Genomic DNA, 26,788 nt, shown 5'->3' on the forward strand with positions numbered 1-26,788 from the left:
GTCACGCTGACCTGCGAGCTCACCGGCATCACAGAGACATCGACTTCGGCCGGAACGAACCCCTCCAGCTTCCCGGACCGGCATCAGCCCATGTCGGGGCGGACAGAAGCACCTCAGCGCAGCCCACGGGATTTACCACGCCCCCGGCGCGCACCGAAGGTGCGCTGGATCGCTGACCTGTGTCGGGGTGGCGGGATTTGCCCACGACCTCTTCGTCCCGAACTCTCGGCTGGGAGGTCACCGGGGTCTGGTGGGCTGGTCGGTCGGCCGTTGATGGCTGTTGGTGGTCGACTGCGGTCACGCTGGTTGCTGTGCTTTGCTGCTGTACGGCAACTGCCCGCTCGCGCCCGTAGCGTGGCTGGTCAGCCGCAGGAACACCCGACACCGGCCGGGGTCTCGTCGGTGGCCTGGCCGGTGCAGCAACCGTCGCCGGTGGCGTCGGGGTCGGCGCTCTTGCCGAGGGTCGCGGCGTCGGCCTTGACGACGTAGACCTCCCACGGCTCCTTGCCGGGGCCGTGGACCCACACCTTGTCCTGGAGTGCGTAGCAGCAGGAGGTGTCGTTCTCCTCGAAGGTGGCCAGGCCGGCGTCCTTGAGTCGGGTGGTGGCGGCGTTGACCTGGTCGGTGGACTCGACCTCGACGCCGAGGTGGTCCAGGCGGGTCTCCTCGCCGGGCTCGCCCTCGATGAGTACGAGCTTGAGCGGGGGTTCGGCGATGGCGAAGTTGGCGTAGCCCTCGCGCCGCTTGGCCGGTTCGGTGCCGAAGAGCTTGGAGTAGAAGGTGACCGAGGCTTCGAGGTCACTGACACGCAGGGCGAGCTGGGCACGGGACATGGGATGGCTCCGATCTGCTTGAATTGATGTCTGTCGATACAGAGCTTGCACCTTGCTTCGAGAAACGTCAACATAGAAGAATGTCGAAGCAAGAACTTGTGGTGATCGGGCAGGACGACGGGTCCGCCGGTTGCTGCCCGGGGCTGGTGACGGCCCCTTTGGATGACGTCCAGGCGGCCGACCTGGCGAAGATCTTCAAGGCGCTGGGCGACCCGGTACGACTGCGGCTGCTGTCGATGATCGCTTCGCGGTCGGGCGGCGAAGTCTGCGTGTGCGACCTGACCCCGGCCTTCAACCTCTCGCAACCGACGATCTCGCATCATCTCAAGTTGCTTCGGCAGGCGGGTCTGATCGACTGCGAGCGTCGGGGGACGTGGGTCTATTACTGGGTGCTTCCCGGCACCTTGGACCGGTTGTCCGCGTTCCTGGCGACGACACAGACGGCTGAGGCGACCGCGTGAGCGCATCGCTCGGCCGCCGGGCCCTCGCTGAGGCGGTCGGGTCGGCCGCGCTGGTCGCGGTGGTGGTCGGTTCCGGCATCCAGGCCACCGAACTGACCGACGACGTCGGGGTGCAACTGCTGGCCAACTCGCTGGCCACCGTGTTCGGCCTGGGCGCGCTCATCGCGTTGTTCGGGCCGGTCTCCGGCGCGCACTTCAACCCCGTGGTGACGCTCGCGGCCTGGTTCACCGGCCGCCGCACCCCCGACGGGCTGACCCTCCGGGACCTGGCCGCGTACCTCCCGGCCCAGACGGCCGGGGCGATCGGGGGCGCCGTCCTGTCCGACGCCATGTTCGCCAAGCCGCTGGTCCAGTGGTCCACACATGACCGCTCCGCCGGTCACCTCTGGCTCGGGGAATTGGTCGCGACCGCCGGTCTCATCCTGCTGATCTTCGGCCTCACCCGCACCGGCCGCGCCCAGCTCGCCCCCGTCGCCGTGGCCTCCTACATCGGTGCGGCGTACTGGTTCACGTCCTCCACGTCGTTCGCCAATCCGGCCGTCACCATCGGCCGCGCCTTCACGGACACGTTCGCTGGCATCGCACCCGCCACGGTCGGCCCGTTCATCGTGGCCCAGCTCGTCGGTGCCGTCGTCGGCCTCGGCCTGGTGGCCGCCCTATTCGCCCACCCCGCACCGGACCGGACCGGCGCCGTCCCCGTCCAGGGCGAACCCGAACTCGCCGCTCCCGCCACCCCCTGACCCGCCCCGCCCCAGAAAGACACCCGCTATGACCACTCCCGCCCAGCGCCCGTCCGTCCTGTTCGTCTGTGTCCACAACGCCGGCCGCTCGCAGATGGCCGCCGCCTTCCTCACTCACCTTGCGGGCGACCGCGTCCAGGTGCGCTCTGCCGGCTCCGCTCCCGCCGACACCGTGAACCCCGCCGTGGTGGAGGCCTTGGCCGAGGTGGGCATCGACATCTCGACCGAGGTCCCCAAGGTCCTCACCGTGGAGGCCGTGCAGGCGTCCGACGTCGTGATCACGATGGGATGCGGCGACACCTGCCCGGTCTTCCCCGGCAAGCGCTACCTCGACTGGGAGCTCCCCGACCCGGCCGGCCAGGGGGTGGCCGCGGTCCGCCCGATCCGCGACGAGATCGAGAAGCGCATCCGCGGCCTGGTCGACGAGATCGCCCCGGTGGTCCAGCCGTGAGCGCGGCCGACGGGATCCGCATCGCTGAGATCGTGCAGCTCAAGAGGGTGTCTCACGGGGCGAGTTTCGCGAGCTTGTTGTAGCAGGTCAGGGCGGCGGCCAGGCCGAGGAAGGCGGGGAAGGCGGGGAAGGAGGGGAAGGCGAGGAAGTGCGGGCCTTTTCGTTCGTATCGGACGGTGAGGCGGCGGTTGCCGAAGAGCCAGGCGATCGACCGTTCGATCTTCCAGCGGGGCCGACCGAGGCGTTCGCCGGACTCGATACCGGGTCGCGCGATGCGCGCGACGAGCCCGCACTCGCGCAGCAGGCCCGGTATCCGGCAGTTGTCGCTCCCTCTGAGACGGCCGCGCCGGGGCCTAGAACTGGCCCAGCCACCAAGGCACTTCCAGGCTGTCGGCCGGGATGACCTTGGCCCTCGCCAGAACCTTCCTGTCGAGGGCCCACACGAGGGCGCGCAACTCACGCGCGCTCTTCCTGAGCAGTGCGTGTAGCACGGCTTCGAGGTGCCCACGGACGCCGGCGCCGTAGCAACCGCATTGAGGGACGCCGCAATCAGGACCCGCGAGCGGGTCTACAAGTTGTCCGATAGGGCCATGGGCGAGGGCCTTCCAGTGCCAGAACGCCTCTTCCGTGGCTTCGGGACAGAATCGTGTCCGTTCCAGCCGACGCAGGTCGGCCGTGCAAGACCCCGAAAGGCGATCTATGAATGGGTACCGTCGCCGCCGCAGAGGGCGGACAGGGAGGTCGCCCCGCAGGGCTGAGGGACGCCTACGCGGCATTGCCTCTTCGGTTGTCGGTCATGGGGGCAAGGTACAGAACCACGTTTCAGGTGGCTACCGCATATCAGGAGTGCTCGCCTCGGAACAACCGATCCGCCAGATCCGCCAGATCCGGCAGGCGCTCAATGCGTGCCGCGTAGTCGGCACTGGGCTCCGGCCTGGGAAAGGTCGGATGGCTGTCCAGGACGGGAGGGCGTGCTCGCGCAGGGCATGAGCCTGTTCGTGCGAGGTCAGTCGGTCGTCGGGGGCAGGTGATCCGGTCGGGACAGTGTCCGGACAGAGGCAGTCCGTCTCTCGCGGCAACGATCCGACGCACCCGCAGTTCGGCACGCGTCCGCGGACGGTGTGCGGGCTCCTTGCCGCATCCGCACGCCGGTCGCCCTTCGTAGCGCAGTCCTTCGCCCAACACCGGTGCGACCACTGACCATTCACGGAAGTCTCGCCTCGGCGGCGGCGCCAAATCATGATCAGGGCACAGGAGTGACCTGGAGCGTCGTCACCTGGTGAGGCGGTGGGCAACTCGGCCGCAGGTCATCCTTGTCAGGCAGACTCGGACGGCTCTGTAGGCGGCCCGGCGGCCCGGTGGTCAGGTGGTCAGGGGGTCAGTCGGGCGCGGGCTTCTTGACCTGACCGTGCAGTCGACGCCCGTCGTGCGTTCGCACCCCCGTACCCTGTTCCGGGTGTCGTCCTCCCGTCTGCAACGCGTCGCCGTCCTGGTGCTCGAAGGCGCCAAGCCGCTTGACGTCGGCATCCCCGCGCAGGTGTTCGCGACCCGCGCGAGCATGCCGTACGAGGTGCGGGTGTGTGGCGCGGCGCCCGGCCTGGTGACCGGCGGGGACGGATTGTCGTATCACGTGGCCCACGGCCTGGACGCGGTCGAGTGGGCCGACGTCGTCTTTCTTCCCGGCTACCGTTTTCCGGACCTCGACGACCCGCCGCGGGAGGTCCTGCAAGCGCTACTGGCCGCACACGCCCGCGGCGCTCGGCTGGCCGCCATCTCGACGGGGGCCTTCGCGCTCGCCGCCACGGGCCTGCTCGACGGCAGACGCGCCACGACCCACTGGCACTACACCCGGGCGCTGGCGGCGAAGCACCCGTCGGTCCAGGTCGACGAGAACGTCCTGTTCGTCGACGAAGGCCGTGTGCTGACGTCGGCCGGCGCCGCCTCGGGGATCGACCTGTGTCTGCACGTCCTGCGCCGCGACCTCGGGGTGGCCGCCTCGAACCACGCGGCCCGGCGCCTGGTCGCCGCGCCCTACCGCAGCGGCGGTCAGGCGCAGTACGTGCCGCGCAGCGTGCCGGAGCCGCTGGGTGAGCGGTTCGCCGCCACCCGCGAGTGGGCGCTGCACCGCCTCGACGAGCCCCTCACCCTGGAGACGCTGGCCCGGCATGCCGCGGTCTCGGAACGCACCTTCTCGCGGCGCTTCGTCGAGGACACGGGGTACACGCCCATGCAGTGGGTGATGCGCGCTCGTATCGACATGGCCCGTGAGCTGCTCGAACGCTCCGAGCGCAGCGTCGAGCAGATCGCGGGTGACGTCGGACTGGGTACGGGGGCGAATCTGCGGACGCATTTCCAGCAGATCCTCGGCACCACACCGAGCGAATACCGGCGCACCTTCGCGAAGGGCGAGTAGCCGGTACCCCGGACGGGCGGGGTGCGAGCGAAGGGGCCCGCACGGGCGGGGCCTGCACGAAGGGGCCCGCAATGTGGCGGTCTTCTTCGCCGCACGGCCGGACTCGGCGACGAACACCGGCCGGGTACGTGGCGTGCGTGGGTGCGTGGCATGCGTGGCATGCGTGGCGAGATCCTTTCGAACCATGGCGCTCACGCCCTGGTCACTGACGCGCGGTGCACGCGAGGCTGGTGGCGAACCGAAGGGACATCACTCATGACTCGCATCGCCGTCAACGGATTCGGCCGCATCGGACGCAACGTGCTGCGCGCGCTCCTCCAGCGCGACAGCGACCTCGAGATCGTCGCCGTCAACGACCTCACGGAACCCGCCACGCTCGCGCGACTGCTCGCCTTCGACTCGACGGCCGGCCGACTGGGCCGCCCGGTCGGCGTCGACGGCGATGTCCTCGTCGTCGACGGCCGTCGCATCAAGGTGCTCGCCGAGCGCGAGCCGGCGCGACTGCCGTGGGCCGAGCTCGAGGTAGACATCGTGCTGGAGGCGACCGGCCGGTTCACCTCGGCGAAGGCTGCCCGTGCCCACCTCGACGCGGGCGCGAAGAAGGTCCTGGTCAGCGCACCCTCGGACGGAGCGGATGTCACTCTCGCGTACGGCGTCAACACCGGCGCCTACGACCCCGAGCTGCACACGATCGTCTCGAACGCCTCGTGCACGACCAACGCGCTCGCCCCGCTGGCCGCCGTACTCGACGAGCTCGCCGGGATCGAGCACGGCTTCATGACGACGGTGCACGCCTACACGCAGGAGCAGAACCTCCAGGACGGTCCGCACCGCGACCCGCGCCGCGCCCGCGCCGCCGGCGTCAACATCGTGCCGACCACGACGGGCGCCGCCAAGGCGATCGGCCTCGTGCTGCCGAACCTCGAGGGCAAGCTGTCGGGGGACTCGATCCGGGTGCCGGTCCCGGTGGGTTCGATCGTCGAGCTCAACACGACCGTCTCCCGCGAGGTGACGCGCGAGGACGTGCTGGCGGCGTACCGCACCGCGGCCGAGGGCCCGCTCGCCGGTGTCCTCGAGTACTCGGAGGACCCGCTCGTGTCGTCCGACATCACCGGCAATCCGGCGTCGTCGATCTTCGACTCGGCCCTCACCCGCGTCGACGGCCGCCACGTCAAGGTGGTCGCCTGGTACGACAACGAGTGGGGCTTCTCCCACCGTGTGATCGACACCCTCGAACTGCTCGCCGCGCGCTGACCGCAGGCCCTGCCGGTCCCGTCGCCCGTTCGCGGATCGCTCCGCGAACGGGCGACGGTCACGTCGGCGGGCGGATTCCCGGCGCGACCGGCGACCGGGGGCAGGCGAGACCGGTGACCGGGGGCCGGCGGCAGGCGGCAGGCGGACGTACGTGAGTGCGTTCGTGGGTGGTCAGAAGATGTGCGTGGGCGCGCTGACGATGCCGGTGGCGAACGCTTTTCTCAACCTGGCCGCGTGCGCACTGCCGGGCAACGCGCTCAGGATCACGATCTTGAGGTCCGACTCGCCGTCCGTCAGCACATCGCAGTCCACCTCGACGGGCCCGACCTCCGGATGCTCGATCGTCTTGCGGTCCTCGCGATGGGCGCCCACCGCGCCGCTCGCCCACAGCCGGGCGAACCTCGGGCTGCCCAGGGTGAGGGCACGGACCAGCTCGGCCAGGCGTACGTCGTCGGGGAAGCGACCGGTGGCGCGGCGCAGGTCGGACACGATGGCGAGGTCCGAGTCGGCGCTGTTCTCCACGACCACCGGCCAGGAGGCGATGCGCGCGGTGTCGGAACCGACCGGGAACCGCTCACGGGCGAAGTTGCGCCCTTCCGGCGGAGTGGTCGAGGGATCGCCGAGCAGCGCCGCCCACCCGGGGTTCCACCAGATCATCTGCCAGTCCGCGGCGAACACGGCGACCGCGACGTCACCGAGCCGGTTCAGCACGCGGTGCACGCCCGGCGGGATGTCGTCGCGGATCAGGTCGTCGTGCGGCGGGACCAGCCCGGCCAGGAGGTACAGGTGGTCGCGCTCGGGGACGGTCAGTCGCAGAGCGCGGGCGAGAGAGGCGACGACCTGGGCCGACGGGGCCGTGGCCCGCCCCTGCTCCAGGCGCACCACGTAGTCGACCGACACACCGGCGCGTTCGGCGAGTTCTTCGCGACGCAGCCCGGCCGCGCGGCGGCTCCGGGACGACGGCAGCCCCACGGTGGACGGGGACAGCCGCTCTCGCCAGGCACGGATCGTCGCGCCCAGTCCCGCTTCCGCTTTCGTCGCCATGCCACCATCCTGCCCGATTCTCTCCCCTCCCTCCCCGACCGTGATCGCGGTGATCGTGGTACTGCCGTTCCTACGGTCGAAGCGTCCCTGGACCGGCCCCGGCGCGGTGTGGACGATCGACCCATGACCACCACGTTCATCACCGGAGCCAACAAGGGTCTCGGCCACGAGACCGCTCGCCGCCTCATCGAACTCGGTCACACCGTGATCGTGGGAGCCCGTGACCCGGAGCGGGGCGCGGCGGCCGCGGCCTCGCTGGGCGCGCGGTTCGTCCGTATCGATGTCACCGACGACGCCTCCGTCGCCGCCGCGGCGGCCGATGTCGCCGCACACGAAGGCGTACTCGACGTTCTGATCAACAACGCCGGCGTGCACGGTCCGCACGGTGATCCCGGCGACCTGACCGGTGCGGACGCTCTGGGCGTCTTCGACGTCAACCTCTTCGGCGTGGTCCGGACGACCACCGCCTTCCTCCCGCTGCTGCGCCGGTCGCCCGACCCGGTCGTCGTCAACGTCAGCAGCGGCATGGGATCGCTTGCCCTCACCCATGACCCGTCACGGATCGAGTCCTCCGCCGTCGCCCCTCTCTACGCCGCCTCGAAGGCCGCCCTCACCATGTTGACCACGCAGTACGCCAAGGGTCTGAAGGACATCCGGGTCAACGCCGCCGATCCCGGCTACACGGCGACCGATCTCAACGGCCACAGCGGCCCGCAGTCCGTCACCGAGGGCACCGACGCGATCGTCCGCCTCGCAACCGAGGGGCCCGGCGCCGGCTCGGGACGCTTCATCGACCGCACGGGTCCGATCGACGTGTACTGAGCCCATGCGGACGTCGGCCGGGGGAGCGTGCGTGATCCGCTGGGTGCTCGGCCAGGTCCGACCGGCGCCACGATGCCTGGGTGCGGCCTCGCCGATCCCCGCGTGAAGATCGAGATCGAGGTCACAGCAGGTCGTGGGCCCCGTCGGCGGGTGACACGTACGCGCTGATCGCGGCTCGGTGCTGCCGCTGGGTACCGCGTGTCCGTGGCCGTCGCCGAGCCGCTGGGGGATCGTGGGAGGCATGCGGGAGCGGCGTGACATGTGGGCGGTCGGGGACGCCTACGAGCGGTACATGGGTCGGTGGAGCCGATCGGTCGCGGAGGGGTTCGTGGACTGGCTCGGCCGCGAAGACGGTCTGCGCTGGCTGGACGTGGGGTGCGGGACGGGAGCCCTGACGGCAGTGGTGGCCGCCCGCTGCCGGCCCTCGGCCGTGGTCGCGCTGGACCGCTCCGCGGGGTTCGTGGCCTCGGCCCGTGAGACTGCTGCCGCACCGGTGTGCTGTGTACAGGGGGACGCACTGGCGCTGCCGGTACGGGGCCAGGCGTGCGACGTTGTCGTCAGCGGACTGGCGCTCAACTTCCTTCCCACGCCGGGCGCGGCGGTGACCGAGGCGACCCGGGTGGTGCGACCGGGCGGACTGGTCGCGGCGTACGTGTGGGACTACGGCGAGGGAATGACGCTCCTGCGGCGCTTCTGGGATGCCGCGATCTCGGTGGACCCCTCCGCCGCCGCGCTGGACGAGGGCCGCAGGTTCCCGCTGTGTCGACCGGAACGGCTGCGAACGCTGTGGACGCAGGCGGGACTTGACGACGGGGAGGTCTCCCCGATCGAGGTGCCCACCGTCTTCGCCGACTTCGCGGATCTGTGGGAGCCGTTCCTCGGCGGTCAGGGCCCCGCGCCCGACTACGTCGCCGGCCTCGCTCCGGCGGCCCGGGACCGGTTGCGTGATGCGCTCCGCGGGGCCGTGCCCGCACGGCCGGACGGATCGATCGCGCTCACCGCTCGCGCCTGGGCGGTCCAGGGCCGACGCCGGTAGGCCGTCACATCGGGAGGGAGAACAGGCGCACCGCCCCCGAAGGCCAGTGCGCGTGGTCGTGCAGGGGCGTCACCATGGTGCTCAACGGCATGGTCACCGGGCGGTTTTCGGGTTGCTCGACGCGTACGTCTTCGTCGAGCGGATGCCACCCGAGGCGCTGGTACAGCGGCACGAGCGGGGGCCGACAGAACAGAAGCGCGTGTCGAGGACCCATCGTGCGGGCGTGCTCGAGTGCCGCCGCGATCACCAGTCGGGCCAGCCCCTGGCCTCGCACATCGGGGGCGACGGCCACTCCGCCGACGCCCACGACCTGCGTCTCGATGTCGTCGACCGATACGGACAGCCGCAGCAGGCCCGCGTGTGCCACCAGCCGGTCGCCCTGTCTGACGCCGAAGTGATCTTCTTTGGGCAGCCACCTCAAACCGGTCGCGGCGACACCGAAGGGATCGTCGCCGCCGCCGAGGATCTCGTCCTGCTCCGCCCTCGTGTACTGAAGGAGCCGCACTGCGGTCGGGGCTACGGAGGATGGGTGCTGAGGCATCCTCACATGATGATCTCTCCGCCCACGGTCCCGCCAGGGTGTTCTGCGCAGCCGGCCGTCCGCTGGGCTCCCCTCTGCGCCGTCCAGGTCTTCGGGTGACGGGGCCGGGGTGGAGGGGGCCGGAGCGGAAACCGGCCTCCGGCCCGCCGGGGCCCGGCCCCCTCCACCTGTTCGTCAGTTCTTGCCGAGGAGCTTGTTCATCTCGGCGATCTCAGCCGTCTGCGTGGTGACGATGCCGTCGGCCATGGTCGTGGCGGGGCCGTACTCGCCCTTGTTCTTCTCTGCGGCGGCCATGTCCACGGCGCCCTTGTGATGGTCGATCATCATGGTCAGGAACATGGTGTCGAAGTCCGCGCCGGATGACTTCTCCAGTTCGTCCATGTCCGAGCCGTCCATCATGCCGGGCATCGCGGACCCGGCCGAGTGGTCCATGCCGGGCATCGACTCCGCCGCACTGCCGGACGTCGTCGGGACGTCCTCGCCCCACGACGTCAGCCAGCCGCTGAGGGTCTTGATCTCCGGGCCCTGCGCCCCTTCGATGCGCGAGGCGAGGTCCTTGACCTTGTCGGACGAGGCCCGGTCGGCGGCGAGTTCCGCCATCTCCAGGGCCTGCTGGTGGTGGGGGATCATGCCCTGCGCGAAGGACACGTCCTGGGCGTTGTGCGCTCCGGCCGTGGCGTCGGCGCTCGCCGACGACGAAGCGGAGCTGTGACCGCCCGCCTGTCCGGTGCTGCTGCTGTCGTCGTTGCCGCATGCGGCGAGGACGAGCGCGGCGGTGACGAACGCGGCCGCCATCGCGGCGCGGCCGGTCAGGGTACGGGTGTTCAGGGTACGGGTGTTGCGCATGCGGAAACTCCTGCTGTGCTGTGCGAAAAGGGATCTGGACGTGGGGAGGCGCACCGCGTCGCCGTACTGGTGACGTGGTGCCGCGCGTGTCTAGATCCGCAGGAGTTGGAGTTCCGACAGGGAGGGTGGCGCGCGTGCGCTGTCCGGGGACTCGGCCATGTACGAGCGGGCAGCCTCGGCGCGTACGGGGGCGGTCACCGGGTCGGGAACGAGCGCGGGCAGGGCCGGCGCGCCGCTCACCGCGGCGGCCACGCAGGTCGGGTCGGCGTGATGGAGGTGTCCTCCGCCGCAGTCCCCGCCATGCCCCGCGCAGTCGTCATGAGCGCTGACCACGACCGCCGACACGTGGTGTGGTTCGGCATGTTCGTGGACGGTGCCGCCGGGGGCCAGAGCGTGCATCGCCAGTAGCCCGGCGAGCAGTCCGAGCACGAGCAGCGCCCGCCACCGCCGCACGGGCGGTCGCGAAAGGGGCTGCTGCTCACGACTCTTCATCGGGGATCATCCTAGGCGGACCCTGTGAACCGGGCTCATCGGTGGTGTCTGTCCGTCATGGGGTACGGGTACGGCTGTGGTCGTGTTCACCGTGATCGGGCTGATCAGGCCGGCCGGGCTGATCGGGCCGACCGGGGCGCTGTCACCGATGGTGTCCGATCCCGTACAGTCCGCACAGCGTCAGTGCTCCGTCGCGCGGCCCAGCACAGCGGTTGACCAGGAGAAGAATCATGGAATCCGAAGCCGGTCACGGCTCTCTGTCGGTCGATTCCGGAACGGGGCGGCCGGTCCCCGAAGCCGAGCCCAAACTCGTGGAGCGGTGGCGCTCGGAGAGAGGCGAGCTGGTCGAGTTGCTGGCCCAGGTACGTGAGCGGTTCGGCGGCGTCGCCGCGTTCCGGCTCGGGCCGACTCCCACCGTGCTCGTCACCGACCCGTCCGCGGTCCAGCACGTGCTCGCCCGGTACCCGGAGCGGTACGTCAAGCGCTCCCACCGCGCCCGTCTGCTGATCGGCGACGGGGTCCTGGCCGCCACCGGCACGGCGTGGAAGGGCCAACGCCGCTTGTTGCAGTCCCAGTTCACCGGTACCGGGATGCGCCGCTACGAAGAGCGGATCACCGAGGCCGCCCGGACCACCGCCGAGCGCTGGGCCGGATACGCCCGAACCGGGCAGAGCGTCGATGTCGGGCGGGAGATGCGCCGCTTCGCCCTGGACGCCATCTGGCGCTCTCTCACCGGGCACCCCCTCGACGACGGGACCGAGCACGAACTGGACGCCGTGGCAGCCGTGACGGCCGCCCTCCCGACGCTGCCCGCCGATACCTCGGACGCCAGGGACGCCGTCGCCGCCGATCTCGCCCGGATCGACGCGGTCGCCCGGCACGCCATCGAGGCCGCCCGAAACGGGGCGGCCGGCCCGGACGGCCCGGGCCTTCTGCGCGTCCTGACCGACGCCGCCACCGACCATCCCGAGTACACCGACCAGCTGATCCGTGACGAGCTGGTCACGCTGCTCGCGGCCGGGCACGAGACCACCGCGACCACTCTGACCTGGCAGTATCTGCTCCTCGACCAGTACCCGGCCGCCCGCGAAGAGGCTCTCGCCGCCGGTGGCGAAGGCTCATCGCAACGCCGCCAGGCCATCCAGGCCCTGATCCACGAAACGCTCCGGCTCTATCCGTCCGCGTGGATCCTGCCCCGCCACGCCGTCGAGGACGACATCCTCACCGGCCACACCGTCGAGGCGGGCACCGACATCCTCGTCTGCCCGTACCTCACGCACCGCGATCCCGAACTGTGGCCGGACCCGGAGCGCTTCGATCCCCGGAGGTTCGTCACCCCGGGCGGTCGGCCTGCGCACCTGGGCGCCTACTTCCCCTTCGGGGTCGGTCCCCGTGCGTGCCTCGGAGTGCAGTTCGCGCTCCGCGAGTCGACCGTCCTGCTCGAACACCTGCTGCCGGTCCACACCCTGGCCTTCTCCGACACCCCCACCAAGGCGGCGTACGGCATGACAGTCCGCCCCGACGGCCCGACCGTCGCGACCTTGGTCTCCTAGGCCACGCGGGTCGAGGACGGTCCCTCCGCCACGGAGCGTCTCCGCCCGGCGGTTGTTCAACAGGTGGTCGTCCGGGTCGCCCGTCGGCCGGTGTTGGCGTTGACGTTGGCGTTCGGGCCGGTGCCGGTACTGCTACTGGTGCCGGCGCTGGTTGTGAGGTCCGTCGCGAGCGCGTTGAGCCATACCTCGATGTCGGTCAGGAGGGACTGGACCCGTGGCGGTGACTCGGACAGCGAGGACGGGGGCGGCGTCAATGGGACATGGATGCCGCCCGGGGGGAATTCGGCCGCCCGGACGATGGCTGTTTCGGCCTCCTCGCTGATGTGCCGGGCCCAGTTCAGCGCGGCGGGAGGCAGCTCGGGCGGACGGTCCGTCCGGGGCAGCCAGTAGGCGCCGACCAGGACCCGGGAACCGAAGTTGAGGGCGGCGAGGTAGTCGGGTTCGGATGCGCGGGCAGGGGCGGAGGGCTCGGTGCGGTACTGCGCGTACGAGCCCTCCGCGATGCGAAGCCGGTGCAGGGTCAGCCGGACGCCCTGACGGGTCGTGTCGCCGAGGTCGGCCGCCCCGTCGCCGGTCGCGGCGGCGGTGGTGGCCCGTACCAAGGGCGCGGCGGCCCGGAGCAGTGACGCCATGCTGCGCCGCGTCTCGGCGCGGGCCCCGAAAGGCCAGGCGAGCACACCGCACAGCAGCCCGACCGCGCTCCCCGTCAGCACGTCCACGACACGCATCTCCGCGAGCCGCCACGTCACGGGTTCGATCTGCGCGAACGCCGTGGAGACGACCAGGGTGAACAGTCCCTGCGCCCAGGCCGGTCCTTCCAGGGGTCCCACCGCGAAAGCGATCAGCATCATCGGCACGAGCAGGTACGCGTACACCTCGGTGGCCTGGCCCGCCCCGATGAGGAGCAGACCGGCGGCGAGCGCACCGGCCAGTGTGCCCATGACGGCCGCGCGGACGGCGGACCAGGTGGCCACCGCCGTGGTCCGCCCGAGGGTCAGTACGGTCAGCAGCACCCAGAAGCCGTGCGACAGGTCGAGTGAGCCCGCCACCAAACGGGCGAGTGCGAGACCGCACGCGCTGCGCAGCGCGTTCTGGAAGACGACGGAGCGCCGCGTCAGGTTGCCGGTGAGGCGGAGGCTGAACAGGCGGGCCGTGGGCGTCCGCGCGTACCAGAACTGCTCCCGGGGCAGGCCGTGCACCGGGTGACGGCCGCCGAGCGCCAGGGCGACGGCGGTGCGCACGGTCACGGCGGAGATCGCGATCGTCAGCACCGTCGACTGCCGCAGCAGCACCTCGTGCGGGCGGGCGACGCGCTCGGTGGGGTCGCCGTCGCGTGCGGCGAGGAACTGGGCGATCATCTCCTCGATCAGCTCGGGCCCCGCCGCGGGGCCCGATCGGCGCAGCGCGCCGGCCGTTCCCGCGCAGGCCGCCGCGGTGCCGCGCAGCAGGTTCTGCGAGGCCATGTCCGAGGGCGCGTGACGCATCTCGGTGAGGACGGCCAACTGGTCGACGAGCCGCCGGGCGGCAGACCCCGCCTGGGCGAGCGCGCGGTCCGTCCTGCCCGCTCCGGTCGGGCGGGCGCCGGCGGGCTGCTGCGAGAAACGCAGGCCCCGGCCGGCCGCCCTCAGCCGTCCGGCCAGCCCGGGTTCCGGGCCGTCGGTATGGACCAGGGAGCGGGTGGCGTGGACCGCGAGGTCCAGCGTGTCGGCGATCCGGTCGCGGTACGACGGATCCGGCGGGTCCGGGAGCACCGCCACCTCGCACAGGACGAGACACACCCCGCCGACGGCGACGCCGGTCAGCCGTTGGGGCAGCGTCTCCGGGGCGAAGGGCGGGAAGCAGGCGAGGATGTAGAAGAGCTGAAGCCCGGGGACGGTGCCGGCCAGCCGCGGGCCGCACACCGAGCCGAACATCAGGACGAAGCCGACGATCAGCATGCCTGCCACGGCCGACCAGGTCTGCACGGCGAGGGCCGTGCCGGCGGCGGTGAGGACGGCGGCGGCCGGCAGGGCACGCAGCACGGTCGCGGCGCGTCGGCGTCCGGACCCCGGCACCGGCGAGAGGACGCCGAACGCGATGGGCGTGAACAGGGCGTAGACAGCGGTCACGGGCTGATCGAGGAGATACGCCGCCGGATAGAACCCGGCCGCCGCGGCGACCGAGACGCGCGTCGCACGCCGGCCGGCCCGGACGGATTCGGCGAGCGACGGCCGCTTGGGCATCAACGCTCCTCTCCGCGCGCCACCTGAGGATCATCCGCGGCTTTCAGTGTCGCGCGGGTCGGGTGGTCACGCAGGCGGGCGCGGGCCCGGTGGTGCCGCACGCACCGGTGCTGATCGCGGTCTCGCGAGGGCTACGCGTACGGGCGCGCGGGCGGCGCAAGCGGGGCCCGAGCTGTGCTCGGCCCGGCCCGGCCCAGCCCGAGGCCGCAGGGGGCGGGCTTCCAAGAGCTTCCCCAAGACGGGGGAGATCGACCGCCCCGCTCCGGGGTATGCGGGAGGGAGCCCGAGGACCCGAGGAAGGGAACACCATGACCACCTACGTGATCACCGTGCCCGGCACGTTCACCGCCGGGGTCGAGGACGAGACGCGAACGCGGCTGAGTCGGGCCCTTCGCCCGGCCGATCCGCACCGCACACGGATGGGCAGCGCGCAGGACCTCGACCCGCTCACCGTGAACGAGGACGACACGTTCACCATCCGGCTCGCTGTCGAGGCGGACAGCGCTCCGCAGGCGGAGGAGGACGCCCGCAGGCTCGCGGACTCCGCCCTGCACGCCGCGGGGCTCGACGACGCCGGCGCGCCGCTGGGACCGGCGGTGGTCACCGGTATCGACTCCGACGTGTGAGCCGATCGCACGAGCGAGGCGGGGTGGGGCGGGGCGCGCCCGGCCCCACCCCGCCTCGCGCGGTCGGCGCGCAGTCGGACGGCCTCGAAGATCAGCCGTCAGCCGTCAGCCGTCAGCCGTCAGCCGTCAGCCGTCAGCCGTCGGCCCTCCGTCGGTCAGCGGCCGCCCCGCCCGTGCGTCAGGCGTTGCCACACCGCTCCCGCCATGGCTTCCTCGCCCTTGGCGTTGGGGTGCGCGGGAGCCGCGGGGGACGTGGGCTGCAACGGCTCGATCCACCGATCCGCCGGGGCCTTGCACATGTCGTGGCCGATGGTCGGGCCATAGGTGTCGACGTACTCGGCGTGGTTCCAGCGCGCCACCAGACGGAGCATCAGGTTGAGCCGCTTGCCGGTGTCCCGGAGGTAGGGGAAGTCCTGCGTCGCGAACGGCACGGAGGGCGCACAGCCGCTGCCGTCGTCGGGCAGCAGGTCCGGGTAACCGACGACGAGGATCCGGGCGTGCGGGGCCCGGTCGTGCACGGCCTGGAGCACCCGGGCGACCTTGGGGCCTGTCTTGGCTATCGCGACCGTGAGCTGGTCGACGCCCGAGGCGCCGTAGTGGCGCTGGCACGGGTTGCCGGTCGGGTCCTGCGCGGACAGTTGGGCGCAGGTGCCGATGATGGTGCCGAAGCCGATGTCGTTGCCGCCGATCTGGACGGTCACGATGTCGCTGTTCCGTCCCACCGCGTCGAGTTGGGGACCGTTGGTGCCCTGCGCCTTCCACATGTGCTCGGTCGTGGCGCCGCCGCAGCTGACGTCCTTGAACGTGGTCGCCCGGAGCCGCCCGGCCACGATCGACGGGTAATTGTGGTCGGAGCGGGCGCAGTTGGCGTCTACCTGGCGGGGGATGAGGGGACCGGAGGTGTAGGAGTCGCCGAGCGCCACGTACCGGCTGCCACCGCCACCGCCGCCCCCGCCGTGCGCCGCGGCCGGTGCCGCGGAGGCGGCGACCAGGGCACAACTCCCCAGTGCGGCCAGGAAGGTGACGCCCTTTCGGCGGTGACCGGCCGGTCCTCCGGTGCGTACGTCGCGCTGCATCGAGTTCCTCCCCCTTGAAGCCGAGGCCCCGTCGACGACGCCGTCCCGTACGGTCGGCGTACCGTTCGACTGGGCTTGTATACCGCCCGGTAGGTCACCGGGGCCAGAGCCGGGAGCGAACGCGTTGCCGGAAGAGGCGGGCGCCCGCGTTCGGACCGGGGCGCCGCGCCGGTGGCCTGGAAGCCCTCGGCAGGCGCGGATACCGCGCAGCAGGTTGCGATCAGGCTGGTCGCGAACTCCTCGGTGACGGGCAGGCTGGGCATCAGCAGGCGGTGGTGGCAGGCACCGGACATCGCCGAGACCGTGGCGTTCCTGGCGTTCCTGGCGGTCCGGGGCGGTGGGTCAACGGACAGGTCTCTTCGCGAACGGCCGCATCGGCTGAATTCGCAACTCGCCCTGCCCAACAGGGACTTCGCACCCCAGTGGCGATCGGGAGCACATCATCCTGTATAAAAATACCAAACGTGCGGTTTACTTGTAGATCATCGGTGGGATGCTCTCCACGTTTCGTAGGAGCGGGCCCGGCCCCCGCGTCGTCGTCCTGTACAGGGTGAGGGAGGGAGACCTGATGGTCATGCAGGCGCGAGCGGTGCGCACACGTCAGTCTCTTGTCCAAGCGGCTGCCGAGCTGTTCGCCGCCGAGGGGTACGCGCGGGCTTCCCTCCCCGTCATCAGTGAGCGGGCCGGCGTGAGCACCGGCGCCCTGCACTTCCATTTCGCCAGCAAGAGCGATCTCGCCGGGGAGGTGGAGAGGGCGGCGGCGGACTCCGTGGAGGAACTGGCGCAACGTTGCCGCAGTGCGGCGGACACACTGTTGCAGTCACTCGTGCACACGGCTTGCGGTCTGCTCCTGGCCGTGGTCACCGATCCCGTGATCCGGGCGGGATTCCGGCTGAGCGGTGATCCGTCCCGGAAGAACGGGGCGCAGATGCTGCAATGGTGGCGGGCGTGGGTGCACGATCTCATCGTCCAGGCGCAGCGCGAGGGGGAACTCGCTCAGGATGTCTCGGTCGACGCGGCGACGACCGTGATCGTGGCGGCGACGGCGGGGTTCGAGGTGTTGGGCGCGGCTGACCGCGACTGGCTCTCGGTGGAGCGCGTGACGCAGTTGTGGACCTTCCTCCTGCCCTGGCTGGCGGGCTCACCGGACCACGCCCCCCTGCTCTCGGGAATCGGTGAGGCCCTGGACGAACTGTCCGACTAACCGTGCGGGTGCGGTAGACCGCCTACGCGCGAGTCGGGTCGGGTCGGGCCGGGTCGGATCAGCTTCTGCGCGCGGGCCGAGGTGAGCGGACCCTCGGCGGGGGCGGGTCCGCCGGGCAGGGAGGCCACCGTGAACACGGTGATGGTCATTTCCGGATCGGCCACGGCGCGATCTCTGCGTGAGATCTCTCCGTGAATCAGGGCCGGCCGCCGAGCCCGAATCCCTGCCCCTCGCCGGAGCGCTGTCGGGTTGTGGAGCCCTTGACCTCCGTTGGGCGCTCGACGATGCTTTGTTGCGGCACATGAGATCCGTGCCGTAATGAGCAACATCAGCCGAGGTCTCGTACCAGCCGAGGAGTGGCCATGACGCACCAGGTCCGTGCTGTCGTCGCGCGGGGCAAGGGCGCCCCCGTCAGCCTGGAAACGATCATCGTGCCGGATCCCGGTCCGGGCGAGGCGCTGGTGAAGATCGAGGCCTGCGGGGTCTGTCATACCGATCTGCACTACCGCGAGGGCGGCATCAACGACGACTTCCCCTTCCTGCTGGGGCATGAGGCCGCCGGTGTCGTGGAGTCGGTGGGGGAGGGCGTCACCGATGTCGCGCCCGGCGACTTCGTCATCCTCAACTGGCGTGCGGTGTGCGGCCGGTGCCGGGCCTGTCGGCGCGGGCGGCCCTGGTACTGCTTCGACACCCACAACGCCAAGCAGAGGATGACCCTGGCCTCGACCGGGCAGGAGCTGTCCCCGGCGCTCGGTATCGGCGCGTTCGCGGAGAAGACGCTGGTGGCGGCCGGACAGTGTACGAAGGTCGACCGGGCCGCGTCGGCGGCCGCCGCGGGACTGCTCGGCTGTGGGGTGATGGCGGGCATCGGCGCCGCGATCAACACCGGGAACGTCGGACGCGGTGACAGTGTGGCCGTCATCGGCTGCGGCGGTGTCGGGGACGCGGCGGTCGTCGGGTCGCGGCTGGCGGGCGCGGCGAAGATCATCGCGGTGGACATCGACGACCGGAAGCTGGCCACCGCCAGGAAGCTGGGCGCGACCCACACCGTCAACTCCAGGGAGTCCGACCCGGTCGAGGCGATCCGCGAGCTGACCGGCGGTTTCGGCGCGGACGTGGTGATCGAGGCCGTCGGCCGTCCGGAGACCTACAAGCAGGCCTTCTACGCCCGTGACCTCGCGGGCACGGTCGTCCTGGTCGGTGTGCCGACCCCGGAGATGAAGCTCGAACTGCCTCTGCTCGACGTCTTCGGACGCGGCGGCACGCTGAAGTCGTCCTGGTACGGCGACTGCCTGCCCTCCCGTGACTTCCCGATGCTCATCGACCTCTATCTACAGGGACGGCTGGATCTTGACGCCTTCGTCACGGAGACCATCGGCCTGGACGAGGTCGAGAAGGCGTTCGACCGGATGCACGGCGGTGAGGTCCTGCGTTCGGTGGTGCTCCTCTGACAACTGACGCCCGTGTCGAACGCTTGGTCATCGCGGGGACGTTCTCGCTGGACAGCGGCGCCTGGGGGGTCGAGGGCGACGTGTGGGTCAACGGGGGCGACGAAGAGATGATCGTCGTCGACGCCGTGCCCGTCCTCGCCGCGCGCACCGGCGTCCCGATCCCGCCGCACGCCCAGGAGCGGAGCGACCGGGGCTGCTGACCGGCCGGTAGGCCGAGGGTGACGCGCCCGTTTCCTCGCCCGTCACGGGGTGAGGAGGCGGGCCGCCTTCATGTCTGCGGAAGGGGTGGGGCAATCTCTCTGTCTCGTTGCCTATGGCGCACTGTAGTGCGTCAAGTGCAACTCCATGTGCCGAGTTGTACGGCCCGTGAATGCCTTGACAAGGATTCGGGCCGACTTCAGACTGATGTTGCGCTTACCGCAATCCGTTTCGCTATACGCACCGAGGTGTCATGAAGATTCCCGCGTGCCGTCTCGCGGATCTCCCGCGAGGTGAGGCCCTCCGGCTCGACATCGATCCGCCGGTCTCGGTGTTCCATACCGACGACGGCGAGCTCTTCGCCATCGACGACACCTGCACCCACCAGGACGCCTCGCTCGCCGACGGCTGGCTGGAGGGCTGTGAGGTGGAATGCCCGCTGCATGCCTCGAAGTTCGACCTGCGCACCGGCGCCGTCGACGCCCCGCCGGCCAAGCTCCCGGTGCGCACGCACGAGGTCGTCGTCGAGGACGGCGTGATCCATGTCCGGGTGTCGACGGACGCCCCCAACCTGCCGCCCTGTGTCGCGTCCCGGCTCGCCGGGGGTTCCGCGTGAGGACCGTGGCCGTGGTGGGCGCCTCGCTCGCCGGACTCTCGGCCGCGCGCTCGCTGCGGAAGCAGGGCTACGACGGACGTCTCGTCGTCATCGGCGACGAGCTCCATCGTCCGTACGACCGGCCGCCGCTGTCCAAGGAGTTCCTGGCCGGCACCCTCGGCGAGGCGGACCTCGCGCTGGAGGCGCATGACGAGGACCTGGGCGCGGAGTGGCTGCTCGGCGCCCGGGCCACCGGCCTCGACCGCACCGACCGTGCCGTGCGGCTCGCCGACGGGCGGGAGGTCCGCGTCGACGGGCTCGTGATCGCGACCGGCGCGGCCGCGCGCAGGCTCCCCGGCGCCGACGGCCTGGCCGGCGTGCACGTCCTGCGCACCCTGGACGACGCCCGCGCCCTGCGTGACGAACTGGCCCGGGGCGGACGGCTCGTCGTGATCGGCGGCGGGTTCATCGGCGCCGAGGTGGCCTCCAGCGCCTACGCGCTGGGGCTCGACGTCACGGTCGTCGAGGTGGCTCCGACGCCACTGGCCGGTCCGCTCGGCGAGACCATGGGCGGCATCGTCTCCGGCCTGCACGCGGACCACGGTGTGCGGCTGCTGTGCGGAGTGGGTGTCAAGGGACTCGGCGGGGAGCGGCGCGTGGACGCCGTTCTGCTCGAGGACGGCCGTAGCGTCCCGGCCGACATCGTCGTCGTCGGTGTGGGCGCCCGCCCTTGCGTGGAGTGGCTGGAGGGATCCGGCGTCGAGCTCGACAACGGCGTCAAGTGCGGCGCCGACGGCCGCACCGGCCTGGCCGGGGTCGTCGCGGTCGGCGACTGCGCCAACTGGTACGACCCCCGCGCCGGCGCCCATCGCCGCGTCGAGCACTGGACCGGCGCGCGGGAGCGCCCGGACGCCGCCGTCGCCACGCTGCTGGCGGGGGGCGCGGTGCGACCGGCTGTGCCTCGGCCGCCGTACTTCTGGTCCGACCAGTACGGCGTCAGGATCCAGTTCGCCGGTCACGCGGCCGGCGCCGACAGCGTGACCGTCGAGGAAGGCGCCGTGGACGAGCGCAACGTCCTGGCCGTCTACCGGCGTGCCGGAGATCCGGTCGCGGTGCTCGGCATGAACCAGCCGCGGGCGTTCATGCGCTGGCGCAAGCAGCTCGCCGCCGCGACGTCTTGACACCGCCCCTGTGGCATTCCATGCTGCGGTTGCCTATGGCACGCAGCGTTGCTTCATACACAACGCCGTCCGGAGTCGCTCTTCCCGGCGCGTGAATGTCCCCTCCACGACGTTTCCCGAGGAGTGCCCTGTGACCTCGACCAGTCTGCCGGACAGCCTGATCGCCACCCTCCCCGGCTCCTCCTACACGGATCCGGCGATCTTCGCCCAGGAGCAGGAGCGCATATTCGAGACGATGTGGTTCTGCGTCGCGCGCGCCTCGGAGCTGGCGAAGCCCGGCGCCTTCCGTACCGTCGACGTGGGCCGCGAGAGCATCCTCGTGACCCGCGCGCGGGACAACGCCGTTCGCGCCTACTTCAACGTGTGCCGGCACCGCGGAGCCAAGCTCTGCACCGAGGAGACCGGTGAGGTCAAGCGAGCCTTCCAATGCCCGTACCACGCGTGGACGTACGACCTGAACGGCAAACTCGTCGCGGCGCCCAACCTCACCAAGATGCCCGACGTCGGGCGCACCGAGTACGGCCTGGTCCCGGTGGCCGTCCGTGAATGGCTCGGCTACGTCTGGGTGTGCCTCGCGGAGGACCCGCCGTCCTTCGAGGAGGCCGTCATCGGCGACGTCGTCGCCCGCCTCGGCGATGTGGAGTCGATCGAGCGCTACGACATCGACAACCTGTCGGTCGGCAGGCGGATCGTCTATGACGTGAAGGCGAACTGGAAGCTCATCATCGAGAACTTCATGGAGTGCTACCACTGCGCCACCATCCACCCCGAACTCACCGAGGTGCTCCCCGAGTTCGCCGACGGATACGCCGCGCAGTACTACGTCGGACACGGCGCCGAGTTCGGCGAGGAGGTCCAGGGGTTCACGGTCGACGGCTCCGAGGGGCTGGACCGCATCCCCGGGGTGGCGGAGGACCAGGACCGCCGCTACTACGCGATCACCGTCAGGCCGCAGGTCTTCGTCAACCTCGTCCCCGACCATGTGATCTTCCACCGGATGTACCCGGTGGCCGTCGACCGCACGATCGTCGAGTGCGACTGGCTCTACCTCCCGCACGTCGTCGAGAGCGGCAAGGACGTCAGCCGGTCGGTGGAACTCTTCGACCGGGTCAACCGGCAGGACTTCGACGCGTGCGAGCGCACACAGCCGGGAATGAGTTCCCGCATGTACGCCAAGGGCGGGGTGCTGGTGCCCAGTGAGCACCACATCGGCGCCTTCCACGACTGGGTGAACGAGCGCCTGGGCGGCAGCCCGCAGTAGTCGGGCGGTCAGCCCAGGTAGCCCATCCGGTGACTGATCTCCTGGGCGCCCTTGAGCAGCACCGGGGAGAGCTCGTGCAGGCGCTCCTCGGTGAAGCGGTACGCGGGCCCCGAGGCGCTCAGCGCCGCGATGACCTCGCCGTCACGGTTGCGGACGGGTGCGGCCATGGCGTGCAGGCCGACCTCCAGCTCCTCCAGGGTCCAGGCGTAGCCGCGCTCCCGGGCCTCGGCGAGGTTCTTCTCGATCTTGGTCTTGGCGGTGATGGTGTGCGGCGTGACCTTCTTCAGCCCGGCCTCGGCCAGCAGTGCGGCGCGCTCCTTGGCGGGCAGGTGGGCCAGCAGGATCTTGCCGCTGGAGGTGGCGTGCAACGGGGTCAGCTCGCCGACCCAGTTGTGCGCGGTGACCGCGCCGGGGCCGCGCACCTCGTACAGGTTGATCGCGTAGTGCTCCTGCATGACGGCGATGTTGACCGTCTCGCCGATCTCCTCGGCGAGACGCTCGCAGACGGGGCGGCCCTGCTGGGTGATGTCGATGCGTCCGGTGACCGCGCCGGCCAGGCGAACGATGCCGAAGCCGAGCCGGTACTTGCCGCGCTCGCCCGCCTGCTCCACCAGGCCGCGCGTCTCCAGGGCGCCGAGCAGACGAAACGCGGTGGACTTGTGAACGTCGATCTCGGCGGCCACCTCACTGACGCCCGCCTCGCCGCGTTGCGCGAGAATCTCGAGGACGCTGATGGCGCGATCGACCGACTGCACTCCGCCGGCCTGCGAACCTGTCGTTTCGGTGTCTTGGCTGTGGTTGCTCACGACACAACTATACGCGCAGTAAACAACACGACGGCAAGCAACGAAGCCGAAACAAAGACCTTGCAAGTTGCGTCGTTCGCAACCTGGTGCGCATGACGCTACCTCTATTAGCATGCCTCGCGTATCTACGGCGCGAGCGAGACGAGGCACCATGGCTCCCCTGCAATACGACTTCGTCATCGTCGGCGGCGGATCGGCCGGCAGCGCACTGGCGAACAGACTCTCCGCGGACCCGGCGAACCGGGTGCTGGTGCTGGAGGCCGGTCGTTCCGACTATCCGTGGGATGTCTTCATCCACATGCCCGCGGCGTTGACCTATCCGATCGGCAGCCGGTTCTACGACTGGAAGTACGAGTCCGAACCCGAGCCCCACATGGGGGGCCGGCGCGTCTACCACGCGCGTGGCAAGGTGCTGGGCGGTTCCAGCAGCATCAACGGAATGATCTTCCAGCGCGGCAACCCGATGGACTACGAGCGCTGGGCGGCCGACCCCGGGATGGAGAGCTGGGACTACGCGCACTGTCTGCCGTACTTCCGGCGCATGGAGAACTGCCTGGCCGCCGACCCGGACGACGAGTTCCGCGGCCACGGCGGCCCCCTCGTCCTCGAACGCGGTCCGGCGACCAACCCGCTCTTCGGCGCCTTTCTCAAGGCCACCCAGGAAGCGGGTTACGCACCCACCGACGACGTCAACGGCTACCGGCAGGAGGGCTTCGCCAAGTTCGACCGCAACGTCCACCGCGGGCGTCGCCTGTCGGCCTCGAAGGCGTACCTCAAGCCGGTCAGGAAGCGGCCCAACCTCACGGTCAGGACCCGCGCCCTCGTCACGCGGGTGCTCTTCGAGGGCAAGCGGGCCGTCGGCGTCGAGTACCGGCGCGGCAAGGGCGCGCCCCAGCGGGTCCGCGCCGCGGAAGTCATCCTGTGCGGCGGCGCCATCAACTCCCCGCAGCTGCTCCAGCTCTCCGGCGTCGGCAACGCGGAGGAGCTGAGCGCCCTCGGCGTCGACGTCGTCCACGACCTTCCGGGCGTCGGCGAGAACATGCAGGACCACCTGGAGGTCTACGTCCAGTACGCCTGCAAGCAACCGGTCTCCATGCAGCCTTACATGGCCAAGTGGCGCGCCCCCTTCATCGGGCTCCAGTGGCTCTTCCGCAAGGGGCCCGCCGCGACCAACCACTTCGAGGCCGGCGGCTTCGCCCGCAGCAACGAGGACGTGGACTACCCCAACCTGATGTTCCACTTCCTGCCGATCGCGGTCCGCTACGACGGCTCCTCGCCGGCCGGCGGCCACGGCTACCAGGTGCACGTGGGCCCCATGTACTCCGACGCCATCGGCTCGGTGAAGATCAAGAGCAAGGACCCGCGCGAGCACCCGGCGCTGCGCTTCAACTACCTCTCGACCGAGCAGGACCGCCGCGAGTGGGTCGAGGCGATCCGGGTGGCCCGCAACCTCCTCAACCAGCCCGCGATGGCCCCCTACAACGACGGGGAGGTCTCGCCGGGACCGAAGGTGGCGACGGACGAGGAGATCCTCGCCTGGGTCGCGAAGGAGGGCGAGACCGCCCTGCACCCGTCCTGCACCTGCAAGATGGGCACCGACGAGATGTCCGTCGTCGACCCCGCCAGCATGCGGGTGCACGGCTTGGAGGGGCTGCGTGTGGTGGACGCCTCGGTGATGCCTTACGTCACCAACGGCAACATCTACGCGCCGGTGATGATGATCGCCGAGAAGGCCGCCGACCTGATCCTCGGCAAGGAGCCGCAGGCGCCGTCGAAGGCCGTGTTCTACCGTCACCGTGACGACCGGCCGCAGGCCGGGTAGACGTTGGCCGGCTCAGGGCTGAGGGCGCTGCTGGACAGCGTCCGCTACGAGGTGCTGCCCGCGAAGGCGACCGAGGACAAGGTCCTCGCCCATGTCCCGCGCGAGGTCGTCGTCACCGTGACGGCGTCGCCGGTCAAGGGCCTGGAACCGACGCTCGACCTCGCCACCCGGCTCGCGGCGCACGGTTACCGCGTCGTCCCGCACGTGCCCGCGCGGCTGCTGCGGGACGAGGCGGACCTGAAGGAGGTCGCCGAGCGGCTGCGCGAGGCGGGTGTGGACGACGTCTTCGTCCCGGCGGGCGACGCTGACCCGCCGGCCGGGGCCTACGACGGGGCGCTGCCGGTGCTGCGCAGGCTCGGCGAGCTGGGCAGGCCCTTCGCGCGGGTCGGCATCGCCGGCTACCCCGAGAGTCATCCGCTCATCCACGACGACATCACCGTTCAGGCCATGTGGGACAAGCGCGAGCACGCCACGTACCTCGTGAGCAACCTCTGCTTCGACCCGCGGGTGCTGGGGGACTGGGTCGTCCGGATCAGGCGCCGGGGCATCGCCCTGCCCGTCCACCTGGGCGTCGCGGGGCCGGTGCAACGGGCGAAGCTGCTGTCCATGGCGGCGAAGATCGGCGTGGGGGAGTCGACCCGTTTCCTGACCCGGCACCCCTCGTGGTTCCTGCGGTTCGCGACGCCCGGCGGGTACTCCCCCGACAGGCTGCTGGCGGGTACCGAGAAGACGCTCACCGCGCCGTCGGCCGGGGTGGTCGGGCTGCACCTGTTCACGTTCAACCAGATCGCGGAGACGGAACGGTGGCGCCGCGCCGTGCTGGAACGGCTGGGAGACTGAACGGCGTTCGTATACGGAGAAGGGGGCGGGGCTGGGGGTCCAGCCCCGCCCCCCTCGTGTCGTACCGCTCAGCGGAAGACCACCGTGCGGTTGCCGTACACCATGACGCGGCTCTCGCTGTGCCACTTCACCGCGTGCGCGAGCACCTGTGCCTCCACGTCCCGGCCGACCGTGACCAGGTCCCCGGGGTCGAGCGAGTGGTCCACCCTGACCACGTCCTGCTCGATGATCTGCCCCTCGTCCAGGTCCGGGGTCACATAGTGAGCCGTCGCGCCGACGAGCTTCACACCACGGTCGTAGGCCTGGTCGTAGGGTCGCGCGCCCTTGAAGCTGGGGAGGAAGGAGTGGTGGATGTTGATGGCGTGACCCTCGAGCTGCTTGCACAGGTCGTCGGAGAGGATCTGCATGTAGCGGGCCAGCACCACCAGGTCGACGTCCAGGTCCCGCACCAGCTCCAGCAGGCGCGCCTCGGCCTCGGCCTTGGTGTCCCTGGTGACGGGGATGTGGTGGAAGGGGATGCCGTACGTCTTCGCCAGGCCCTCGAAGTCCCGGTGGTTGGAGACGATCGCCGGGATCTCGATGTTGAGTGCGCCGGTGCGTTGGCGGAACAACAGATCGTTGAGGCAGTGGCCGAACCGGGACACCATGATCAGCGTGCGGGTCGGCGTCGACGCCTCGCTCAGCGTCCAGGTGATGCCGTACGCCTCGGCGACGGGACCGAACCGGTAACGCAGTGTTTTCACCGTCGCGTCCGGATCGGAAACGTCGAAGTGAACCCTCATGAAGAAACGGCCCTGGAGTCGATCGTCGAACTGCTGGCTTTCGAGGATGTTGCCCGAGTTCCTGACGAGGAAGCCGCTCACTGCGTGGACCAGTCCGGCACTGTCGGGACACGAGAGGGTGAGGACGTACTCACGGTCGGGCCGCGGTCGAGGGTACTTGGGGGACACAGCGACCTCCGTTGGTGCGTATTGCACAACATGGTGAGCGATACGCAACATGGTCGGCTCGACTCCGCTT

The 26,788-nt window shown here is 70.6% G+C and carries 27 protein-coding genes and 1 pseudogene; 18 read left to right on the forward strand and 10 right to left on the reverse strand.

Going from position 1 to position 26,788, the window contains the following annotated elements:
* Positions 1-362: 362 nt before the first annotated feature.
* Positions 363-833, reverse strand: coding sequence for an ArsI/CadI family heavy metal resistance metalloenzyme (locus tag ACIRPU_RS37005; protein WP_403875287.1), 471 nt, complete (start codon positions 831-833; stop codon positions 363-365).
* Positions 834-913: 80 nt separating this feature from the next.
* Here ACIRPU_RS37005 and ACIRPU_RS37010 point away from each other — a divergent pair, with 80 nt between their 5' ends.
* From ACIRPU_RS37010 to gap, 5 genes are all read left to right on the forward strand, one after another.
* Positions 914-1,294 carry an ArsR/SmtB family transcription factor gene (locus ACIRPU_RS37010; protein WP_403875289.1) on the forward strand — a complete coding sequence of 127 codons (381 nt, stop codon included), beginning with the start codon at positions 914-916 and terminating at the stop codon, positions 1,292-1,294.
* Complete coding sequence (locus ACIRPU_RS37015) at positions 1,291-2,034, forward strand: aquaporin (RefSeq protein WP_403875291.1); 744 nt, start codon at positions 1,291-1,293, stop codon at positions 2,032-2,034. The genes ACIRPU_RS37010 and ACIRPU_RS37015 overlap by 4 nt, the downstream gene beginning before the upstream one ends.
* Before the next feature lie 28 nt (positions 2,035-2,062).
* Positions 2,063-2,485, forward strand: a complete 423-nt coding sequence (locus tag ACIRPU_RS37020) for an arsenate reductase ArsC (RefSeq protein WP_403875293.1) — start codon at positions 2,063-2,065, stop codon at positions 2,483-2,485.
* A 1,456-nt stretch (positions 2,486-3,941) separates the two neighbouring features.
* On the forward strand, positions 3,942-4,898 hold the full coding sequence (locus tag ACIRPU_RS37025; protein ID WP_403875295.1) for a GlxA family transcriptional regulator: 957 nt from the start codon (positions 3,942-3,944) through the stop codon (positions 4,896-4,898).
* A 255-nt stretch (positions 4,899-5,153) separates the two neighbouring features.
* Positions 5,154-6,152, forward strand: coding sequence for a type I glyceraldehyde-3-phosphate dehydrogenase (gene gap / locus ACIRPU_RS37030; protein ID WP_403875298.1), 999 nt, complete (start codon positions 5,154-5,156; stop codon positions 6,150-6,152).
* 171 nt (positions 6,153-6,323) lie between these two features.
* Here gap and ACIRPU_RS37035 read toward each other — a convergent pair whose 3' ends face one another.
* Entirely contained in the window at positions 6,324-7,196 is an 873-nt protein-coding gene (locus tag ACIRPU_RS37035; protein WP_403875301.1) for a helix-turn-helix transcriptional regulator, read from the reverse strand.
* Between the two features lie 123 nt (positions 7,197-7,319).
* On the opposite strand from ACIRPU_RS37035, the gene ACIRPU_RS37040 reads away from it, so the two are divergent.
* The 3 genes and pseudogenes from ACIRPU_RS37040 (at position 7,320) to ACIRPU_RS37050 (ending at position 9,054) form a co-directional block, all read left to right on the forward strand.
* On the forward strand, positions 7,320-8,018 hold the full coding sequence (locus tag ACIRPU_RS37040; RefSeq protein WP_384111159.1) for an SDR family NAD(P)-dependent oxidoreductase: 699 nt from the start codon (positions 7,320-7,322) through the stop codon (positions 8,016-8,018).
* A gap of 46 nt (positions 8,019-8,064) precedes the next feature.
* Positions 8,065-8,186: pseudogene (locus ACIRPU_RS37045) on the forward strand (RidA family protein); the annotation flags it as partial.
* A gap of 73 nt (positions 8,187-8,259) precedes the next feature.
* Positions 8,260-9,054, forward strand: coding sequence for a class I SAM-dependent methyltransferase (locus ACIRPU_RS37050; protein ID WP_403875305.1), 795 nt, complete (start codon positions 8,260-8,262; stop codon positions 9,052-9,054).
* Between the two features lie 4 nt (positions 9,055-9,058).
* Here the strand turns inward: ACIRPU_RS37050 and ACIRPU_RS37055 are convergent, their stop codons facing one another.
* The 3 genes from ACIRPU_RS37055 to ACIRPU_RS37065 form a co-directional block, all read right to left on the reverse strand.
* Complete coding sequence (locus ACIRPU_RS37055; protein ID WP_403875308.1) at positions 9,059-9,595, reverse strand: GNAT family N-acetyltransferase; 537 nt, start codon at positions 9,593-9,595, stop codon at positions 9,059-9,061.
* A gap of 174 nt (positions 9,596-9,769) precedes the next feature.
* Positions 9,770-10,441, reverse strand: coding sequence for a DUF305 domain-containing protein (locus ACIRPU_RS37060; protein ID WP_403875310.1), 672 nt, complete (start codon positions 10,439-10,441; stop codon positions 9,770-9,772).
* Positions 10,442-10,531: 90 nt separating this feature from the next.
* The gene (locus ACIRPU_RS37065) at positions 10,532-10,933 is read right to left on the reverse strand and encodes a DUF6153 family protein (RefSeq protein WP_403875313.1); all 402 of its coding nucleotides are present in this window, start codon (positions 10,931-10,933) and stop codon (positions 10,532-10,534) included.
* Positions 10,934-11,163: 230 nt separating this feature from the next.
* Between ACIRPU_RS37065 and ACIRPU_RS37070 the strand changes: the two genes are divergently transcribed.
* Positions 11,164-12,486: a cytochrome P450 gene (locus ACIRPU_RS37070; protein WP_403875316.1), complete on the forward strand. Its 1,323-nt coding sequence runs from the start codon at positions 11,164-11,166 to the stop codon at positions 12,484-12,486.
* A gap of 56 nt (positions 12,487-12,542) precedes the next feature.
* Here ACIRPU_RS37070 and ACIRPU_RS37075 read toward each other — a convergent pair whose 3' ends face one another.
* Positions 12,543-14,708: an FUSC family protein gene (locus tag ACIRPU_RS37075; RefSeq protein ID WP_403875318.1), complete on the reverse strand. Its 2,166-nt coding sequence runs from the start codon at positions 14,706-14,708 to the stop codon at positions 12,543-12,545.
* Positions 14,709-15,016: 308 nt separating this feature from the next.
* Between ACIRPU_RS37075 and ACIRPU_RS37080 the strand changes: the two genes are divergently transcribed.
* Positions 15,017-15,334, forward strand: a complete 318-nt coding sequence (locus tag ACIRPU_RS37080; protein ID WP_385570420.1) for a hypothetical protein — start codon at positions 15,017-15,019, stop codon at positions 15,332-15,334.
* 155 nt (positions 15,335-15,489) lie between these two features.
* Here ACIRPU_RS37080 and ACIRPU_RS37085 read toward each other — a convergent pair whose 3' ends face one another.
* Positions 15,490-16,410, reverse strand: coding sequence for an SGNH/GDSL hydrolase family protein (locus tag ACIRPU_RS37085; protein WP_403875321.1), 921 nt, complete (start codon positions 16,408-16,410; stop codon positions 15,490-15,492).
* A 574-nt stretch (positions 16,411-16,984) separates the two neighbouring features.
* Between ACIRPU_RS37085 and ACIRPU_RS37090 the strand changes: the two genes are divergently transcribed.
* A complete protein-coding gene (locus ACIRPU_RS37090) occupies positions 16,985-17,614 on the forward strand; it encodes a ScbR family autoregulator-binding transcription factor (protein WP_403875324.1) in 630 nt (209 codons plus the stop codon).
* Here the strand turns inward: ACIRPU_RS37090 and ACIRPU_RS37095 are convergent.
* Positions 17,611-17,763 (reverse strand): hypothetical protein, encoded by a 153-nt coding sequence (locus ACIRPU_RS37095; RefSeq protein ID WP_403875327.1) that lies wholly within the window; start codon positions 17,761-17,763, stop codon positions 17,611-17,613. The two genes, ACIRPU_RS37090 and ACIRPU_RS37095, sit on opposite strands and share 4 nt — an antisense overlap.
* Before the next feature lie 213 nt (positions 17,764-17,976).
* Here ACIRPU_RS37095 and ACIRPU_RS37100 point away from each other — a divergent pair, with 213 nt between their 5' ends.
* The 5 genes from ACIRPU_RS37100 to ACIRPU_RS37120 all read left to right on the forward strand — a co-directional run bounded on the left by ACIRPU_RS37100 (position 17,977) and on the right by ACIRPU_RS37120 (position 22,300).
* A complete protein-coding gene (locus tag ACIRPU_RS37100; protein ID WP_403875330.1) occupies positions 17,977-19,065 on the forward strand; it encodes an S-(hydroxymethyl)mycothiol dehydrogenase in 1,089 nt (362 codons plus the stop codon).
* 23 nt (positions 19,066-19,088) lie between these two features.
* Positions 19,089-19,265 (forward strand): hypothetical protein, encoded by a 177-nt coding sequence (locus ACIRPU_RS37105; protein ID WP_403875332.1) that lies wholly within the window; start codon positions 19,089-19,091, stop codon positions 19,263-19,265.
* Between the two features lie 251 nt (positions 19,266-19,516).
* Positions 19,517-19,879, forward strand: coding sequence for a bifunctional 3-phenylpropionate/cinnamic acid dioxygenase ferredoxin subunit (locus ACIRPU_RS37110; RefSeq protein ID WP_355705590.1), 363 nt, complete (start codon positions 19,517-19,519; stop codon positions 19,877-19,879).
* Positions 19,876-21,039, forward strand: a complete 1,164-nt coding sequence (locus ACIRPU_RS37115; RefSeq protein WP_403875336.1) for an NAD(P)/FAD-dependent oxidoreductase — start codon at positions 19,876-19,878, stop codon at positions 21,037-21,039. The genes ACIRPU_RS37110 and ACIRPU_RS37115 overlap by 4 nt, the downstream gene beginning before the upstream one ends.
* A gap of 130 nt (positions 21,040-21,169) precedes the next feature.
* Complete coding sequence (locus tag ACIRPU_RS37120) at positions 21,170-22,300, forward strand: aromatic ring-hydroxylating dioxygenase subunit alpha (RefSeq protein ID WP_384111125.1); 1,131 nt, start codon at positions 21,170-21,172, stop codon at positions 22,298-22,300.
* An 8-nt stretch (positions 22,301-22,308) separates the two neighbouring features.
* On the opposite strand, the gene ACIRPU_RS37125 is transcribed toward ACIRPU_RS37120, so the two are convergent.
* Positions 22,309-23,055, reverse strand: coding sequence for an IclR family transcriptional regulator (locus ACIRPU_RS37125; RefSeq protein ID WP_355705644.1), 747 nt, complete (start codon positions 23,053-23,055; stop codon positions 22,309-22,311).
* Between the two features lie 202 nt (positions 23,056-23,257).
* On the opposite strand from ACIRPU_RS37125, the gene betA reads away from it, so the two are divergent.
* A complete protein-coding gene (betA, locus tag ACIRPU_RS37130) occupies positions 23,258-24,928 on the forward strand; it encodes a choline dehydrogenase (RefSeq protein WP_403875340.1) in 1,671 nt (556 codons plus the stop codon).
* A 3-nt stretch (positions 24,929-24,931) separates the two neighbouring features.
* Positions 24,932-25,768 (forward strand): 5,10-methylenetetrahydrofolate reductase, encoded by an 837-nt coding sequence (locus ACIRPU_RS37135; RefSeq protein ID WP_403875343.1) that lies wholly within the window; start codon positions 24,932-24,934, stop codon positions 25,766-25,768.
* A gap of 68 nt (positions 25,769-25,836) precedes the next feature.
* Here ACIRPU_RS37135 and purU read toward each other — a convergent pair whose 3' ends face one another.
* Complete coding sequence (gene purU, locus ACIRPU_RS37140; protein ID WP_403875346.1) at positions 25,837-26,718, reverse strand: formyltetrahydrofolate deformylase; 882 nt, start codon at positions 26,716-26,718, stop codon at positions 25,837-25,839.
* Positions 26,719-26,788: the final 70 nt, after the last annotated feature.

This window comes from Streptomyces sp. NPDC102259, assembly GCF_044766465.1.
Classification (GTDB): domain Bacteria; phylum Actinomycetota; class Actinomycetes; order Streptomycetales; family Streptomycetaceae; genus Streptomyces.